15 protein-coding genes are annotated in these 14,913 nt (G+C 35.2%); 4 read left to right on the top strand and 11 right to left on the bottom strand.

Features of this window, described 5'->3' with window-relative positions; translation table 11 throughout:
- Window positions 1-41 precede the first annotated feature (41 nt).
- The gene (locus Ami3637_RS14555; protein WP_162363190.1) at window positions 42-275 is read left to right on the top strand and encodes a hypothetical protein; all 234 of its coding nucleotides are present in this window, start codon (window positions 42-44) and stop codon (window positions 273-275) included.
- 189 nt (window positions 276-464) lie between these two features.
- Here Ami3637_RS14555 and Ami3637_RS14550 read toward each other — a convergent pair whose 3' ends face one another.
- The 7 genes from Ami3637_RS14550 to Ami3637_RS14520 form a co-directional block, all read right to left on the bottom strand.
- Complete coding sequence (locus Ami3637_RS14550) at window positions 465-941, bottom strand: SAM-dependent methyltransferase (RefSeq protein WP_162363189.1); 477 nt, start codon at window positions 939-941, stop codon at window positions 465-467.
- A 108-nt stretch (window positions 942-1,049) separates the two neighbouring features.
- Window positions 1,050-1,865 (bottom strand): MerR family transcriptional regulator, encoded by an 816-nt coding sequence (locus Ami3637_RS14545; RefSeq protein ID WP_162363188.1) that lies wholly within the window; start codon window positions 1,863-1,865, stop codon window positions 1,050-1,052.
- Between the two features lie 175 nt (window positions 1,866-2,040).
- Window positions 2,041-3,078: a hypothetical protein gene (locus tag Ami3637_RS14540; RefSeq protein ID WP_162363187.1), complete on the bottom strand. Its 1,038-nt coding sequence runs from the start codon at window positions 3,076-3,078 to the stop codon at window positions 2,041-2,043.
- A gap of 181 nt (window positions 3,079-3,259) precedes the next feature.
- The gene (locus tag Ami3637_RS14535) at window positions 3,260-4,699 is read right to left on the bottom strand and encodes an ABC transporter permease (protein WP_162363186.1); all 1,440 of its coding nucleotides are present in this window, start codon (window positions 4,697-4,699) and stop codon (window positions 3,260-3,262) included.
- Window positions 4,696-4,923 (bottom strand): hypothetical protein, encoded by a 228-nt coding sequence (locus tag Ami3637_RS14530; RefSeq protein WP_162363185.1) that lies wholly within the window; start codon window positions 4,921-4,923, stop codon window positions 4,696-4,698. The genes Ami3637_RS14535 and Ami3637_RS14530 overlap by 4 nt, the downstream gene beginning before the upstream one ends.
- A 1-nt stretch (window position 4,924) precedes the next feature.
- On the bottom strand, window positions 4,925-5,713 hold the full coding sequence (locus Ami3637_RS14525) for an ABC transporter ATP-binding protein (protein ID WP_162363184.1): 789 nt from the start codon (window positions 5,711-5,713) through the stop codon (window positions 4,925-4,927).
- A gap of 197 nt (window positions 5,714-5,910) precedes the next feature.
- The gene (locus Ami3637_RS14520; RefSeq protein ID WP_330586941.1) at window positions 5,911-8,427 is read right to left on the bottom strand and encodes an HD domain-containing phosphohydrolase; all 2,517 of its coding nucleotides are present in this window, start codon (window positions 8,425-8,427) and stop codon (window positions 5,911-5,913) included.
- Window positions 8,428-8,749: 322 nt separating this feature from the next.
- Here Ami3637_RS14520 and Ami3637_RS14515 point away from each other — a divergent pair, with 322 nt between their 5' ends.
- Window positions 8,750-9,067 carry a DUF1540 domain-containing protein gene (locus tag Ami3637_RS14515; protein WP_162363182.1) on the top strand — a complete coding sequence of 106 codons (318 nt, stop codon included), beginning with the start codon at window positions 8,750-8,752 and terminating at the stop codon, window positions 9,065-9,067.
- Window positions 9,068-9,145: 78 nt separating this feature from the next.
- Here the strand turns inward: Ami3637_RS14515 and pdxR are convergent, their stop codons facing one another.
- The 4 genes from pdxR to Ami3637_RS14495 form a co-directional block, all read right to left on the bottom strand.
- Window positions 9,146-10,561 (bottom strand): MocR-like pyridoxine biosynthesis transcription factor PdxR, encoded by a 1,416-nt coding sequence (pdxR, locus tag Ami3637_RS14510; RefSeq protein WP_162363181.1) that lies wholly within the window; start codon window positions 10,559-10,561, stop codon window positions 9,146-9,148.
- An 11-nt stretch (window positions 10,562-10,572) separates the two neighbouring features.
- Window positions 10,573-10,983: a CGGC domain-containing protein gene (locus tag Ami3637_RS14505; RefSeq protein WP_162363180.1), complete on the bottom strand. Its 411-nt coding sequence runs from the start codon at window positions 10,981-10,983 to the stop codon at window positions 10,573-10,575.
- Window positions 10,984-11,148: 165 nt separating this feature from the next.
- Window positions 11,149-11,694, bottom strand: a complete 546-nt coding sequence (locus tag Ami3637_RS14500) for a TIGR01440 family protein (protein WP_162363179.1) — start codon at window positions 11,692-11,694, stop codon at window positions 11,149-11,151.
- Between the two features lie 71 nt (window positions 11,695-11,765).
- Window positions 11,766-12,230, bottom strand: coding sequence for a PaaI family thioesterase (locus Ami3637_RS14495; protein ID WP_162363178.1), 465 nt, complete (start codon window positions 12,228-12,230; stop codon window positions 11,766-11,768).
- Window positions 12,231-12,661: 431 nt separating this feature from the next.
- Between Ami3637_RS14495 and Ami3637_RS14490 the strand changes: the two genes are divergently transcribed.
- Together Ami3637_RS14490 and trhA are read left to right on the top strand one after the other, a co-directional pair.
- Window positions 12,662-14,044 carry a sensor domain-containing diguanylate cyclase gene (locus Ami3637_RS14490; RefSeq protein WP_162363177.1) on the top strand — a complete coding sequence of 461 codons (1,383 nt, stop codon included), beginning with the start codon at window positions 12,662-12,664 and terminating at the stop codon, window positions 14,042-14,044.
- 152 nt (window positions 14,045-14,196) lie between these two features.
- Window positions 14,197-14,856 carry a PAQR family membrane homeostasis protein TrhA gene (gene trhA / locus Ami3637_RS14485; RefSeq protein ID WP_243158031.1) on the top strand — a complete coding sequence of 220 codons (660 nt, stop codon included), beginning with the start codon at window positions 14,197-14,199 and terminating at the stop codon, window positions 14,854-14,856.
- Window positions 14,857-14,913: the final 57 nt, after the last annotated feature.

Raw genomic sequence — 14,913 nt, 5'->3', positions numbered from 1 at the left:
AAAAATAATTACACATACTAATCAGTGGAGGTGATTAAATCATGGATAATTATAAAGACGCTAGAAACGCTCAGGACGCTAGAAATGCTCAGGATGCTAGAAACGCTCAGGACGCTAGAAACGCTCAGGACGCTAGAAACGCTCAGGACGCTAGAAACGCTCAGGACGCTAGAAACGCTCAGGACGCTAGAAACGCTCAGGACGCTAGAAACGCTCAGGACGCTAGAAACGCTCAGGATGCTAGAAAAGCTCAGGATTCCAGAAACAGAATATAATCAGAGTAAAGTAATACAAAATAGTAAGCCATTTAGCTTACTATTTTGTATTTTATACTGATTAAATTTTTAAAAAATATTATATTTTTGTTTTTTCCGCATTAGCTTCGGTTGGGACATATGAAGAAATTCCGCAGCTTTTCTAGTAGTACCTGATTTAAAGCATTTTTAATTAGAAGCCGATTTGTACTAAAAATTAAACTCATTTTCCCATGGGAAATCTCCGGATTCCTCTAAACTCTTAGGCCAATGGCTGCACCATTCTGGCACTCCTGGATTCTCTACCCTGTCAAGACTTGGAGTATAAGGTTTTAAGTCTAATACAGGTGTCCCATCTTTGGCATCAATATACGCAATCTGAATAACACCTTTCTCATAGTCAATATAAATAACCTGTGCTGCAGTCAATGCAACAGGGTTTGGACGAATCGGCGACCTAGTGGCAAATATGCCCATTACTGACGGCGCCGTTTTATATGGTTGTGAGGCTTCATAGATACTTCTCATTTCTGCATTATCAAAATCGCTGAACCACCATAAAACATTAAGGTGGCTAAATCCATCTAACCCTTGCAGAGCCGGAACATACTTTGGCGCTAGCTCAATAAACATCCCCCCTTCGCATACTTTAATTTTTCCTATAGGTTCTACTTCAAATTTTTTCATAAGTTCACTCCTCCTTGTGTTTTTTCTGTAAATCCAGTGTAGGTTCTCACACCATGTGAGAGTCAATATAAAAAAACGCCTTACAAAAAAATTGCAAAGCGCTGCAAATTATTTTTTCTTCAATGGAATTTGGATTTCTGTGAGATACTTATCCGGTATTTCCTCATTCCACGGACCCCGATGAACAATTTGTCTGTTCTGCCCTGTCATTTTATACTGTCTATGCTCCTGTAGCCAGTTTGCAAAGGCCAGGTATGCATCCGCTATATTCTCGAAGCTTCCATATACCATTGTGCAAGCCATTATTGGTACAGGTTCTGTCCTGCGATACACAAAGCCATTGGTATTCTCCCCCATTTGGTTCACTGGTGCACATATTTCAATATCAACATCCTTTTCTCTATAATCGCCATCATGATATATGGTAAAGGTGTTGCTTGAAATAGAAACATGATTTCCAGCAGCAAAATCCGACATTTCTTTCCATAGCTGCCCCTCAGCATAATAATCAGGAACAATACGTCTTAAAGAAAATACTTCATAACTTGGAACCGATTTAATGGAGACATTATAGTGAATAGTGATTTTCTCTTGTTCTATATCCTTTTTTGCCATTTGAATTTTATCTATCTTTGCCTGTCCATCTTTAATCATACTCTCAATTTCCAGCTGCTTGCTTTCTAACTGATTTGAGACAAACTGATTGTCCCAATGATTAAGGACTTCCGCAATTTGTGAAACATTAAAGTCCAAATCCCGTAAGAATATAATCTTGTTAAGCACAGGAATTTGCTCCGTCCCATATAATCTGTAATTTGTAAATTTATCAACTGCAGCAGGTTTTAATAAACCCATTTCATCGTAATACCTTAACATTCGGATTGATACTTGCGTCAACTTAGAAAACTCACCAATTTTAAACATTTATGCCACCTCTATAGGAATTATATCGTGAGCCTTCTTAAACTGCAACTAAAATGCATTTGCATTGCTATAAATAAAAATGCACCTCTATATGTCAGCTCTTTTATCTGACACTTAGGGTGCACTTCAAAACCTGTACTTTTAAGTACAAAACCAACATTTAAGTATTGTGACTTTATTTATATCTGTAATATCTTGGATCATATACACCAAAAATAGGGTCTACAGACACAGATTGAGAGTTTTTAGTACTAAGAGACTGCATTGGTGTTTGTGGCGACCTAGGCATTGGATTCTGCGTCGGTGTCTGTGGGGTTCCTGGCATCGGATTCTGTGTTGGTGTCTGTGGTGTCCTAGGCATTGGATTCTGTGTCGGTGTCTGTGGGGTTCCTGGCATCGGATTCTGTGTCGGTGTCTGTGGCGACCTAGGCATTGGATTCTGTATCGGTGTCTGCGGCGTTCCTGGCATTGGATTCTGCGTCGGTGTTTGTGGCGACCTAGGCATTGGGGTCTGCGTCGGTGTCTGTGGTGTTCTAGGTGCCGGAGTCTGACCTGGTGTCTGTGGTGTCCCTGGGGTCGGAGTCTGACCTGGTGTCTGCGGTGTTCTAGGTGCCGGAGTCTGACTTGGTGTCTGTGGGGTTCTAGGTGCCGGAGTCTGACTTGGTGTCTGTGGGGTTCTAGGTGCCGGAGTCTGACTTGGTGTCTGTGGGGTTCTAGGTGCCGGAGTCTGACCTGGTGTCTGAGATGTATTTTGCGTATTAAAATATCCAAGTATTTCTGTAATATATTGATTCATCTGATTTGCATAATTGATTGCTTCTTTATTCCTTTGCATTATAGAACGGTTAATGTTACTAACTGCAAGATTCAGGTTAGTAATTAAGTCAGCAGGAACCAATGCATCTTGTAAAGAACGGACAAGCTCTTCGTTCATATTCGTTTTGATTTCATATAAATTGTTAGCAGCCTTTACCCAATCCCCTGCATTTAAATTTTTAATCATATCATCCGTATTTGTCTTAATTGCGTTTAATTGATCTGGTACCTCCGGTAACTGACTCGGAGTCTCTTGCAATACTTTAATGAATTGTCCTATATATATAGAATTATCACCTGGTACCATGGAACTTGTTTTAATAAAATTTAAAGGCACCTTGAATTCATTTAAAACATAAAACAACCCATCTTTAGTTTTTATGTAATAGCTACTCATTTAAACCCTCCAACTTTTAATCTTTTAGATTATGTTATGTTCTCTTTCTATAAATTGATACAAAATAAATTAGTTTAGCAAACAAAAGTTAGTTTTTTCAAAATTAGTCAAATCAATCAATTATAAATAGAAAAAGTACCATCAAATGGTACTTTCAACATTGGAGTTGCTCTCATTCTGTTTATATGTTTCTTTCCATGTCTTCCCATGAAAACCTAAAGCTGCGATGCCACAGAAAAATAATAAACAGTGATGATAAAGCTATATTTATCATCAATCCGAAAGATATAATTAATGCTACATAATGGATTCCTGCCAATAATGCACATAAACCGAATGCAGATAAGACTTTATTTACATTGGTTCCATTCTGTGCATACTGAAAGTCTTTATAAAACGGTAATTCTCTCTTAGAGAAACGAAAAAGTACCAGCATGACAATCAATAAATTTAAAAAGATTAAAAACAGTCCGGGTAATACTTTTAACCCAAACACAAACATAAATATTAAACTTATAAGTAAAAAGACAGATACTATATATTTAAGCAAAAATGCTTTAAATGCACCTTTTAAAACGATAACAGGATCATCAACTGGCAGGGCTTTATATATCCAGGCTCCTTTATAATTCTCGCTTAAACTGATCATGGGAAATAATGATGCCAGAAATGCAACAGATAAATACAAATAAATATAGTATTTTCCATTGGCAATCTCTGCAAGTGTCTCTGAAAATGACTGTTCTCCACTAAAGAGATTAAAAAAGAAAATAAAGGGAAATATCACTGCAAAAGCCAGACTTGGATATATCCTTAACTTCAACTTCCGCTCATTATCCAGCATTTGGAGTGTAAATCTAAAAAAAACTCTTTCAAGAGGATGATGGCAAAAAACATTTGCAAGAACTCTTTGAAAGTTGTCTTTCTTACTACTTTTACACTGAGAACTGCCAGCACTGTTCATTTTCTGAAGGTTACTTTCAAATTGCGTAGCAACCACTTTAACATATAAAGTAATGGTTATAATAGGAACAATAATGCCTATGAGACTTAAAACCAGATAATTTTTATCAAACTTATTGGTTATAAGCATAAATGGAGCTGCAAACCAGGATGAAGGTAATAAAAAATTCCAAAAATGTAGTGAAGTGCTGATATTCATATTTGAAAAAGAAAATATCCGTCCCGTAAATTGATACATTAAAGTCATAAATACCGTTAAGGCTATCTGAAAATAATTAATAATGTCTTTCAGTTTTTCTCCGTCAAATATTGAAATAACTGCGTAATAGAAAATGGAAGTGACTAAAATTAAAAAGCTGCAAATCAGGACCATTTCAATTAAAAACATAAGAAAAAATAAAATACCATACCGAATAAGTCCTACAATAAGTGCGCCTCCCGCTATTGCTATGGTTATACAGAAAAGATATACTACAATATGAATTAGTTTAGCAGCATTCAGTGTTTTTCCATCTACAGGTCTTGGAAGCAGTATATTTTTTTCTTTAACATCAAGAAGAACAGCAGAAAAATCTGAAATCATGGTTGTCATAACAAGAAACATAATCATACCAATAACAACATTCATTTTAAAGAACATAGGAAACGATGGAATCATAAATAGTCCAATAAAAACCCCATGAATATATACATACCCAGGGATGTTTTAAAAGAATTCTTATTCTCCCTGTTTTTTCCATCCATTAATATAGTAGGGGTTCTCCTTTCATCCATAACAAATTTAATCTGCAAAATTTTTCGCATGACTGTATAATCAATTCCAAGTGACTTAAAAATCAAATGTATTTTATCTAAAAGTTTTAAAACTGTAAATTCTTTCATATTATCCCTCTTCTAATACAGATATAAAATCAGACGCAATTTCCTTATACTGATTAAATCCCGTTAATTGATTAAATATATTTTCAAGGGAGCCTTCATTACTTTTTTTCTGTAGTTCCCCAAATGTACCATCCGCTACAATCTGTCCTCCATTAATAAGAATAATCCGATGACTGATTTTTTCTACCACTTCCATAATATGAGATGAATAAAAGATAGTTTTTCCCTGAGCTGCCAGTTCAGAAATGATTTCTTTAAAAATCATTACACTGTTCGCATCCAGACCACTTAATGGTTCATCAAAAAACAAAATATCCGGGTTATGAAGCAGACTTGCGATAATTAGTACTTTTTGCTTCATTCCTTTGGAAAAAGAAGTAATTCTGGAATGATACACATCCCCAATACCAAACAGGGACATCAATCTCTCTGCCTTCTTATTAACCACCTCATAATCCAAACCGTATATTTCTCCTATAAAAGTGAGATATTCCTGGGCAGTAAGCGTGTCATACATCTCTGCAGTTTCAGGAACATACCCGATTCTTTTCTTATACTCAATACTTTTTGAAGATATGTCATTGTCAAATACCTTCACCTGACCCTGATACCCTTCCAGCATACCTAACAGGATTTTTACGGTAGTACTTTTTCCCGCTCCATTTGGCCCAATATAGCCAATAATCTGTCCACTTTCTACCTCTAAATTAATCCCTCTCAAAACCTCTTTATCCCCAAAACTCATTTTTAAATCTTTAATGGAGATTACGGACTGGCCCTCTTTATTCATAAAAATCCCCCAGCTTCCTGTAAAAATTAATTTCTGCAATTTATTTTTCATCATACTATAAGCTTTATATAATCTCAAGGTCTATATTTTCTTTTTCTGAAGCATGTTAACAGACCTTTTGGTAAAAAAATAATGTGAAATATTCATTTTTATGGATATTTCACATTATTTATAAAAAATTTCATTATAATTATTAATTATTTTCTCTTAGTAAATAGTTCTCTGTATCCCAAAATTTTTTTTACAAACAGCTCTACAATCTGTGGATCAAACTGTGTCCCTGAATTTTTAACCAATTCATTTACCGCAGCTTCAACTGTAAGCGGTTTCTTATATGGCCTTTTGGCTGTCATAGCTTCATAAGCGTCAGCTATAGTAATAATACGTGCCAGTAACGGGATATCCCTGCCTCTCAGACCTCTTGGATACCCTTTTCCATCCCATCGTTCATGGTGATAAAGCACATTCTCTGCCAGTGGGGAATAAGCATCTACAGATCTTAAAATCTGATATCCACATTCAGAGTGTCTTTTTATTTCCCGGTATTCTGATTCCGTAAGTTTTCCCGGTTTATTTAAAATATCTTCTGAAATGATTATTTTTCCGATATCATGCATTAAGCCTGATGTTTCCAGCTCATTTACAGTATCTTCATCCAGGTTCATTATCTCTCCGATTTCTCTGCTGATTTTACTGACTTTTTCTGAATGAATTCTTTCTCTTTCATTTTTTTCATTTAATGTATTGAATATTGCCTGAATGGTTTTATTGCGCATACTCTGGCTTTCAGTAATCTTTTTCATATACATTTGTTCTTCTGCCTTAATTATTGTATTTTCTATGCCGGTCCCCATACACAATTTTGTATCAAATCCAATAGAAATAGAAATAACAATATCTTTAACTCTTTCTTTTGCTGTGGCTTTGTAGATTCGTTTAACCTGCTTTTCTGCCTCTTCATGAGAAGTATGTGGAAGCAGAATAATAAACTCGTCTCCACCGATTCTGGCGATGATATTATCCTCATTGCATTCTGCTGTTAAAACTTTGGCAACTCTTTTTAAAAGTTCATCTCCCACCGAGTGCCCAAAGGCATCGTTGGTTAATTTAAGGCCATTCACATCAATCATGGCAATAGAGAAAGGCATATTTTTTTCCTGATCCAAGCGATACAGCTCTTTCTCAAAGAATCTTCTATTATATAGCCCTGTCAAGTGATCATGATAACTTAAATACAGAATTTGTTCCTGTTTTTGCTTTTTTTCTGTAAAATCTCTGAAAACAATAACGGCTCCTGTTATATTGCCGGTTTCGTCCATTATTGGAGCAGCACTGTCTTCAATGGCTATTTTTTCACCATTTCTTTTAATTAAAATTGTATGGTCTGCCAGTTGAATGACATGTCCCTCTTTAAGTGCCCGTGTAACGGGGCATTCACTCTGTTCGCCGGACAATTCATTTATTATGTAAAATACTTTTTTAAAATCCTGCCCTTTTGCCTCCTGCACTGTCCATCCTGTAAGATCTTCAGCCACTTTGTTCATAATGCTAATCCTGCCGCATTCATCTGTTGAAATCACTCCATCTCCCAAAGAATGAATGGTGGTTTTAAATAATGATCTCTCTATACTTATTTCTTCCTTTGCATCTAATAGCTCTTGGTTTTTTGATTCTATTTCACAAAGATAATTTGAAATTTTCTCAATCATATAAGTTAAACCGTTAGATAAAATCCCTATTTCATCTTCTCTTAATAGATATTCAGGTGGCAATGCTATGGATTTGTTATGATGACTGTAATTGTCGATTTCTCGACATATCTTAACCACAGGAGAAGATATATATTTTTTAAAAAAATTTAAAATAAATCCTACTGCAATGACCAGACCTATCAAGATAAATAAATTTCTACTTAAAAATTTATTCAACTGTAGAAATACCTCGGATTTTGGTATAACAGTTAAAACTATCAGATTCGTATTTGCAATTGGTACATACGCAATAAACTTTTTTTGTCCCTGATATGTATAACTGGTAATCCCTTTTTTTCCGGAAAGCAGTTTTTTTGACAAATCATGTCCTAGATAATCCTGTATAAAAACTTTCTTTGAAGGATTTACAGTGTCAATATCCGGATGATAAATAATATGTCCATTATCATATAAGAGTACTGCATATCCGTGCTTACCTATTTTATAGTCACGCATCATTGCATCAATGTCTTCTATCATAATGTCTAAGGCAAAAGTTCCTAAAACCTTTCCCTTATCTACTATAGGTGCTCCTACGGTTATGGCCATTTTTCCGGAAACCACATCCAGATAAGGAGCAGTTATGGTTGTTTTTCCTTCCTCAAGAGTATCAATGTACCATTGTCTCTTTGTCAGGTCATAATCTGATGTTATGTCAAAATTGTAGTCATTTGTAATTAAATCGTCCGTATCAGGTAAGGCAATATAAGATAGCGCAATATTTTTATCCATATCTGATATATTTTTAAGTTCTTTTGTGACCTGATTATATAAAGGATTTTCCCTCTTTTTATTTCGATCTTTTACCGTCTTTGCAATATTTATAAAGTCGGGATTGTTTTTAGCCTGATCAACGATTACAATGTATTTTTGCAGAAACATCTCAATTTCATCCGAGATATTCTGGGAATCCTTAACTAATTGTGCTTTACTTTGTTCTTCAAAATAACTTTTTAACTGTATATCTAAAAAACTAAAGTAAATAAAAAAAGTACAAATATAAATAACAAAATTGTTATGCCTATTATTCTTATAATGCTCTTTTTAATCCAATTCATAAATTCATCTCCAACTATCCTCTATGATTATAATGTGTACTTTGATTATAAAAACAACATCCGCAGCGTCCAATTTTCTGAATATTTATAATTATATTACATTATTCTCCAATTTACTACATTTTTCCAAAATAAAGCAAAGAAATTTTTAAAAGGATTTAATGGCTTTTCTGAATAGTTTGGCCGAGCCTGAATACAATAATAGAAAAAGAAAGGTGGTAAAGATTATGCCTGCACTACAATGTAAAGTTAATCCATGTTCTTACAATAGCAAGGGGCAATGCTGCAGACCTTCTATTCATGTAAACGGAGAAACTGCTCATGTCAGTTCTGACACTGCATGCCAGTCATTTGCAGAAAGGACACAAAATCAAATGATCAGTGGGGTCCAGTATGACTCTCCTAACCATTCATTAAGTATTGATTGTGATGCTCAAAGATGTATCTATAACCAGAATGAAAAGTGTTCTGCAGATTCTGTTTGCATCAGTTACGGTTATACTGGGACGGAATGTTCTTCTTTTGAACAAAACCATGGCAGATAGTTACACTAAAAATAAAAAGCTAATGTGTTTAATCACCATTAGCTTTTTATTTTATCAATAATATTTACTCATATAGGTTCAAAACCAGACGGACTGAAGAAGCCGTACTCCATCTTCAATTTCTTCCACAGTAAGACTGCTATAACCAACTAACACCATATTATTCTTATAATGCTCTGGGTTTTCCCAATAAACAGAAACCGGATATACTTGTACTCCTGTTTCTCCTGCTCTGTTTATCAATTCCTGCTCATTCATGCCATTGTTCACCTCAAGTAAAATGTGCAATCCTGCATTGTTCCCGTGAATGATTACCCGGTCATTCATATACTCATGAAGAGCACTCATCAGTATATCATGCTTTCTTTTGTTCGTTGTGCAGATTTTTCTTAAATGTCTGTTCCAGTTTCCCTCCTGCATAAAAAACTGCATGGCTTTCTGCTCCGTCCATGAAACCTGGCAATTGTATCTTGAAAAATTCCTTTTATATTTTTCAAGCAGAGTGTCTGGCAAAACTATAAAACTCATTCTAAGCCCGGGGGCAAATGCCTTGGAAAAAGTATTAATATAAATCACATGTCCCTTACGGTCCAGTGACTGCATGGAGGGTATGGGTCTGCTGTTATACCTGAGCTCACTATCATAGTCATCTTCAATTAAATATGCATCATTTTCATCAGCCCATTTAATTAAATTAACCCTCTTATTAATTCCCATGACTTTACCTGTGGGGAATTGATGAGAAGGAGTGGTATAGACCAGCTTTGCATTGCAGTTTGCCAGGCCTGTTAAACTGATACCATCTTCCTCAATGGGAATTGGTATTGTTTTCATTCCATGATTTTTAAATGCCTCTCTGGCACTGTTATAGCAAGGCTCTTCCAAAGCTATTTCATTGCATTGATTCATATACAGCTGACAAATGATGCTTAAAGCTGACAGAGTGCCGGCTGTCAGGATAATCTGCTCAGGCTGACACCGGACTCCACGTGAATAAAGCAGATATTTCATAATTTCCACCCGTAGCCCTTTTTCGCCAAATTTATCATTATATGCCCCAAGGCATTCAATATCACAGGAACTTAGAGCTTCATTTACAGCCCTTTTCCATGCCTGCATTGGAAAATCCTTAATATTTAATTTTCCATACTGAAATTGATATTTTATGCTGTTCTCTTTGTGTCCTTCATTAGTCTTTTTTTCTGGATTGTTATCTGGTATTATCCGTTTGCGGGACACATCATTATAAATGTTTACATCAAAAGGCAGCACTACATATCCACTGCCGGCTTTCCCTGCTAAAAAACCTTCCGCACAGAGCTGCTGATAGGCGGCTTCTACTGTATTCCTGCTGATTCCCAGAGATTCCGCCAGATTTCTTGTAGATGGAATTTTGTTTCCTTCTACAAGTTCTCCCTTTACTATCTGTGATTTGAAATAATCATAGATCTGTAAATAAATAGGTTCTTTTACATTACTTTTAATTACAATCACTCTGACACTTCCTAATATCGTTTATACTCGCCTTTTTCTCTTTTCTTTTCTGATACTTTACTGATGTATGTACCTTCTACAATTCTTTTATACCCTTTCTTTTCCACTAATGCTTTAATGTAATCTACATGAGGACATCGATCATGGTGGTAGTTATCCGTTACCATGCAGGAAGACAAATGTACGGCGACTTCGTTCTTTGTTACATCCGTTTTTTTTGCCAGCTTGTTTGAAAAATGCTCTAATTTAGAAGCCAGACTTGCTCCACAGCATCCCCCACAGGTTAAAGCAATATATTTTACCTGATCATCATAATCCTTAAAAACATCATCTCGGTTATAAAACCCGTTTGTACAGGCAAATCCACTGCATCTCTGTCTCGCAATATCACACTGAATAATCATCACATACTTTGTATCCATAAATTTTCTCCTCCTGAATTTTTAAACTAAGATAATAATTATCCCAATTATACAGCGTAATTGTCATGTACGAAAGTACCAGTTTTATTCTTTTTAATAGTACCAGTTAGAATTTTTATCATAAAAAAAGGCAGCTATAAAACTGCCTTCTATCTTTTTGTAAAACTACATGAGATTTTCGTCGTATATTGCTCTTTGTCCGCCCACAAACTTACGTCTGGTCCTTGCTGCAAGAACGATAGCATTTCCAATATGTTTTGTTTCTATCCGAAGAGGTACTGCAACCTTTTTCAGATGCATACCAATAAGAGTACCACCTATATCCAAGCCTGCATCCGCTTTAATTTCTTCTACAGCCACAGGATCTTTAAAGCCCATATATGCAGCAGTTGCAAAGGACCCTCCGGCTTTTGGCTGTGGTATAACATTTACCATAGCATCCTCATTTGCAATTTCCCGTTCAATGATAATCGCTCTGTTTAAATGCTCACAGCACTGGGCCGCCAAATATATTCCCTTAGGATTTAAAACCTCATATATACCATTAAAAATAGCCTTTGCAACTTCCGGATTTGAGTTGCTTCCTATTTTGCAGCCTTCAACTTCACTTGAAGAACAGCCCACTACTACAATTGACCCTTTGTGCAGTTTTGCACCTTCACACAACTGTTCTGCCGCAGCCTTTGCTTCATTTTTAATCTGCTCTAACATACTATATCCCTCCCATATATGATTAGTTTTATCATTTAAAGATCTATATATTCTTAGTATATCACAAAATCTTATTTTCGTATAACTTTATAAGTTCCGGAAGCTGTAGCTACTATCTGTCCGCTTTCCTTTATCATAGCCTGCCCGTTCACGGTAAGCAGCGAACGACCTGAAGATACCAGCTGAGCTTTTACCAGAACCTTGTCTTTCAAAGAAACTGGCAGTAAATAATTTACGTTCAGATTTACTGTGGGAGAAAAAACTCCCCCCAGCAACCAGCCAATCGTATTGGCAAAAAGTCCTAAAGATAAGTCCATCATGGCAGCGGTAATGCCTCCATGAAGAACATCAACAGGATTCAGTTCCCATTCATTCACTGGAAGCTCAAATATTACACTTCTCTCCTGACTATTATATTCTACAAACTGAATGTCCAGCATTTCATTAAAACGTCCCGGCTTTTTGCTGACTCCTTCAATGGTATTTTTTATCTTTTCTTCTAAATCATGCTGCTTAAAAATCTCTTCTATCGTCATGTGCTCTCCTTACATTGCTTTGTCTAAATTCATAAAAATTCCTGTTTTTTTGTAATTATTTGGCTGTTATAGTCTATCACATTGAAATATTTACTTCAATCTGTATAATTATTGTCCAAATATTTCGGAAAATATGGTATAATAATCATCAAATAAATTTAACCCATTAACAAGATACACTTTAAAAGTGAGGGGCTGATTTTTATGTATAAGTGTTCCTTAAAGATAACTATTTATAGTAATAATGACTTAATATTTAATGTAATAAATGATATTTCTCCTTTGAATCGGTTTGAACATGCTCTTCACCAGCGTAACGAAATATCAGAATCTGATTTTGAGGACAGTGACATTATTATACTTGACCTTCCTTGTCCAGCCAAATATTTACAACAATTATATTCACTGAAAAAAGCAATGCCCTGCTTATAGTGTGTACAGAAAATCAGGATATAGCATCATTGGGCAGCAAGGATTACAACCTGATTTATGAGTTATGGCCAAAGCCTCTGAGTGACGGCTTAATCCGGTTCAATTTCACCCGTTTGCAAAAGCAGTTAAAGCTGACTAAGGATTTTCAACTGACACAGAATTATCTGGATACCCTTATCGACAGTGTTCCTGACTTAATCTGGTTTAAAGATGTCAGAGGTTCTCACTTAAAAGTAAACCAGAGTTTTTGCGATACAGTGGGAAAAACCAAAGAAGACATAACTGGCCGGGGGCATTATTATATCTGGGGTCTCGAACCTGAAGAATATGAAAAAGGCGAGTATGTATGCATGGAAACAGATGAAATCGTCTTAAGGGAGAAAAAAACGTTTCTTTTTGACGAGAAAGTGAAATGCAAAAATGAAATGCGTCAGTTTAAAACGTATAAATCACCTATTTTGAATAACTCAGGTACTGCCATTGGAACGGTTGGTATAGCTCGTGATGTTACTGCTTTAAAAAATATCCAGATGGAGCTGGATATTCTGATCCAGAATATGCCTTTTGCCATGCTTATTACAGATAAAAACCGTAACATTCTCAATGTCAACAACAGATACTTAGATATATTTTCCCTTAAAAAATCTGATTTAATTGGAGAAACTATATCTTCTTTCCAGCAGAAATATGGATCCATAGCTGGAGGAAAAAACTGGAGTCTTCATAAGACAAAAAGAGGGCTATTCTTACATGGTGACAACAAAATCTTCCGGATACAAAAAGAAAAATTAATTGATATATTCGGTGAAGTTTCAGGCTACCTTTTTCTGCATATTGACGTTACTTTTGAAGATAACTATGAAAACAAACTGATACAGGCTGCAAATACAGACTATCTTACCAAATTAAATAACCGGCGTGGGTTAGCCAACTTTTTGACACAGCATACCTTCCAACATCAGACCACGTTAATACTTATAGATTTTGATAATTTTAAAACCATTAATGACCAGTATGGACACGCAGAAGGAGATCAAATTCTTATTGCCTTTTCAAGTATTCTCTTAGAGCTTTTCCCAGGAAATAATATCTTTCGTTTAGGAGGGGATGAATTTCTGGTTATACTTCTGGATATTTCAGATCGTAATATTATAGAAGAATATGCCCAGACTATAATAAATCAGTTTAAAGCTAAGATAAGCGGTACCACTTCACTTCAAAATGCATCTGTCAGCATTGGAATAGCCATCAATGAAAATGAAACATTGGAATTTAAAGATTTATTTAAAAGAGCAGATGTAGCCCTTTATGAATCAAAACATTTAGGTAAAAGTCGTTATTCCATTTGGAAATATATAGATTCAAAAAAGATACTACTATAAAGTAGTATCTTTTTTACTGTACCATTTAAATTTTATTTTTTAATATTTAAATTTTTGTTGCATAATTTTCGGAAATTGTTATAATAATTATAACATATGGTTTTCAAAATTACATTACGTTGTATAAATATTATTTGAAAAGGAGAATGAAAATGTCAATATATAAACAATTTATGAATGCAAGAGATCCTCTTAGCAGCTATACTCATTTTATCGGAGCCTGTCTGGCAACTCTGGCCACCTTGTTGCTTGTAGGAAAATGTCTGTACCTGGAAGGGACCAGCAGCATTACTATAGCCAGTGTCATTATATTCGGATTATCCATGATTGCTCTTTATAGTACCAGTTCTATTTATCACTTTGTTAAAGTACCTTCCAATATTCTTGTTAGGATAAGGAAACTGGATCATTCCATGATATATGTTTTAATAGCAGGAACTTATACTCCTATTGTTATCGGTTTTATGGAACTAAAACGAGCTGCAGTTTTTATGTCAGCAATCTGGATTGTTGCCCTTGTTGGTATACTCATCAAAGTATGCTGGCTTAATGCTCCAAGATGGCTTTATACATCCCTTTATCTTTTAATGGGCTGGGCCATTGTTTTTGACCTGGATTTTCTCAAACAGATTCCTGTGGGCGCAATTGTTCTGATTGGAATGGGCGGTATTATGTATTCCATCGGAGCCGGCTTCTATATTGCTAAAAAACCAAATTTCAGCAGCATTTTTGGTTTTCATGAAATATTTCATATCTTCGTTATACTGGGGACAGTATTTCAATACAGTGCAATATATCTATACGCTATTTAAATTAAAATTTACACATATACAAGTAAAAAAGATGCCTTTCAACAAAGGCACCTTTTT

The organism is Aminipila terrae, from assembly GCF_010120715.1.
GTDB classification, from domain to species: Bacteria; Bacillota; Clostridia; order Peptostreptococcales; family Anaerovoracaceae; genus Aminipila; species Aminipila terrae.
Note: the sequence above shows the minus strand (reverse complement) of the source record. Positions and strands in the feature narration are given on the sequence as shown.

Bases quoted from the DNA above. Each gene is read 5' to 3' on its own strand.
- Ami3637_RS14525 (WP_162363184.1), bottom strand. From the start codon at position 5,713: ATGAATAAAGAGGGCCAGTCCGTAATCTCCATTAAAGATTTAAAAATG.
- Ami3637_RS14500 (WP_162363179.1), bottom strand. From the start codon at position 11,694: ATGTTAGAGCAGATTAAAAATGAAGCAAAGGCTGCGGCAGAACAGTTG.
- Ami3637_RS14530 (WP_162363185.1), bottom strand. From the start codon at position 4,923: ATGAAAGAATTTACAGTTTTAAAACTTTTAGATAAAATACATTTGATT.
- trhA (WP_243158031.1), top strand. From the start codon at position 14,197: ATGTCAATATATAAACAATTTATGAATGCAAGAGATCCTCTTAGCAGC.
- Ami3637_RS14535 (WP_162363186.1), bottom strand. From the start codon at position 4,699: ATGATTCCATCGTTTCCTATGTTCTTTAAAATGAATGTTGTTATTGGT.
- Ami3637_RS14550 (WP_162363189.1), bottom strand. From the start codon at position 941: ATGAAAAAATTTGAAGTAGAACCTATAGGAAAAATTAAAGTATGCGAA.
- Ami3637_RS14540 (WP_162363187.1), bottom strand. From the start codon at position 3,078: ATGAGTAGCTATTACATAAAAACTAAAGATGGGTTGTTTTATGTTTTA.
- Ami3637_RS14495 (WP_162363178.1), bottom strand. From the start codon at position 12,230: ATGACGATAGAAGAGATTTTTAAGCAGCATGATTTAGAAGAAAAGATA.
- Ami3637_RS14545 (WP_162363188.1), bottom strand. From the start codon at position 1,865: ATGTTTAAAATTGGTGAGTTTTCTAAGTTGACGCAAGTATCAATCCGA.
- Ami3637_RS14555 (WP_162363190.1), top strand. From the start codon at position 42: ATGGATAATTATAAAGACGCTAGAAACGCTCAGGACGCTAGAAATGCT.
- Ami3637_RS14505 (WP_162363180.1), bottom strand. From the start codon at position 10,983: ATGGATACAAAGTATGTGATGATTATTCAGTGTGATATTGCGAGACAG.
- Ami3637_RS14515 (WP_162363182.1), top strand. From the start codon at position 8,750: ATGCCTGCACTACAATGTAAAGTTAATCCATGTTCTTACAATAGCAAG.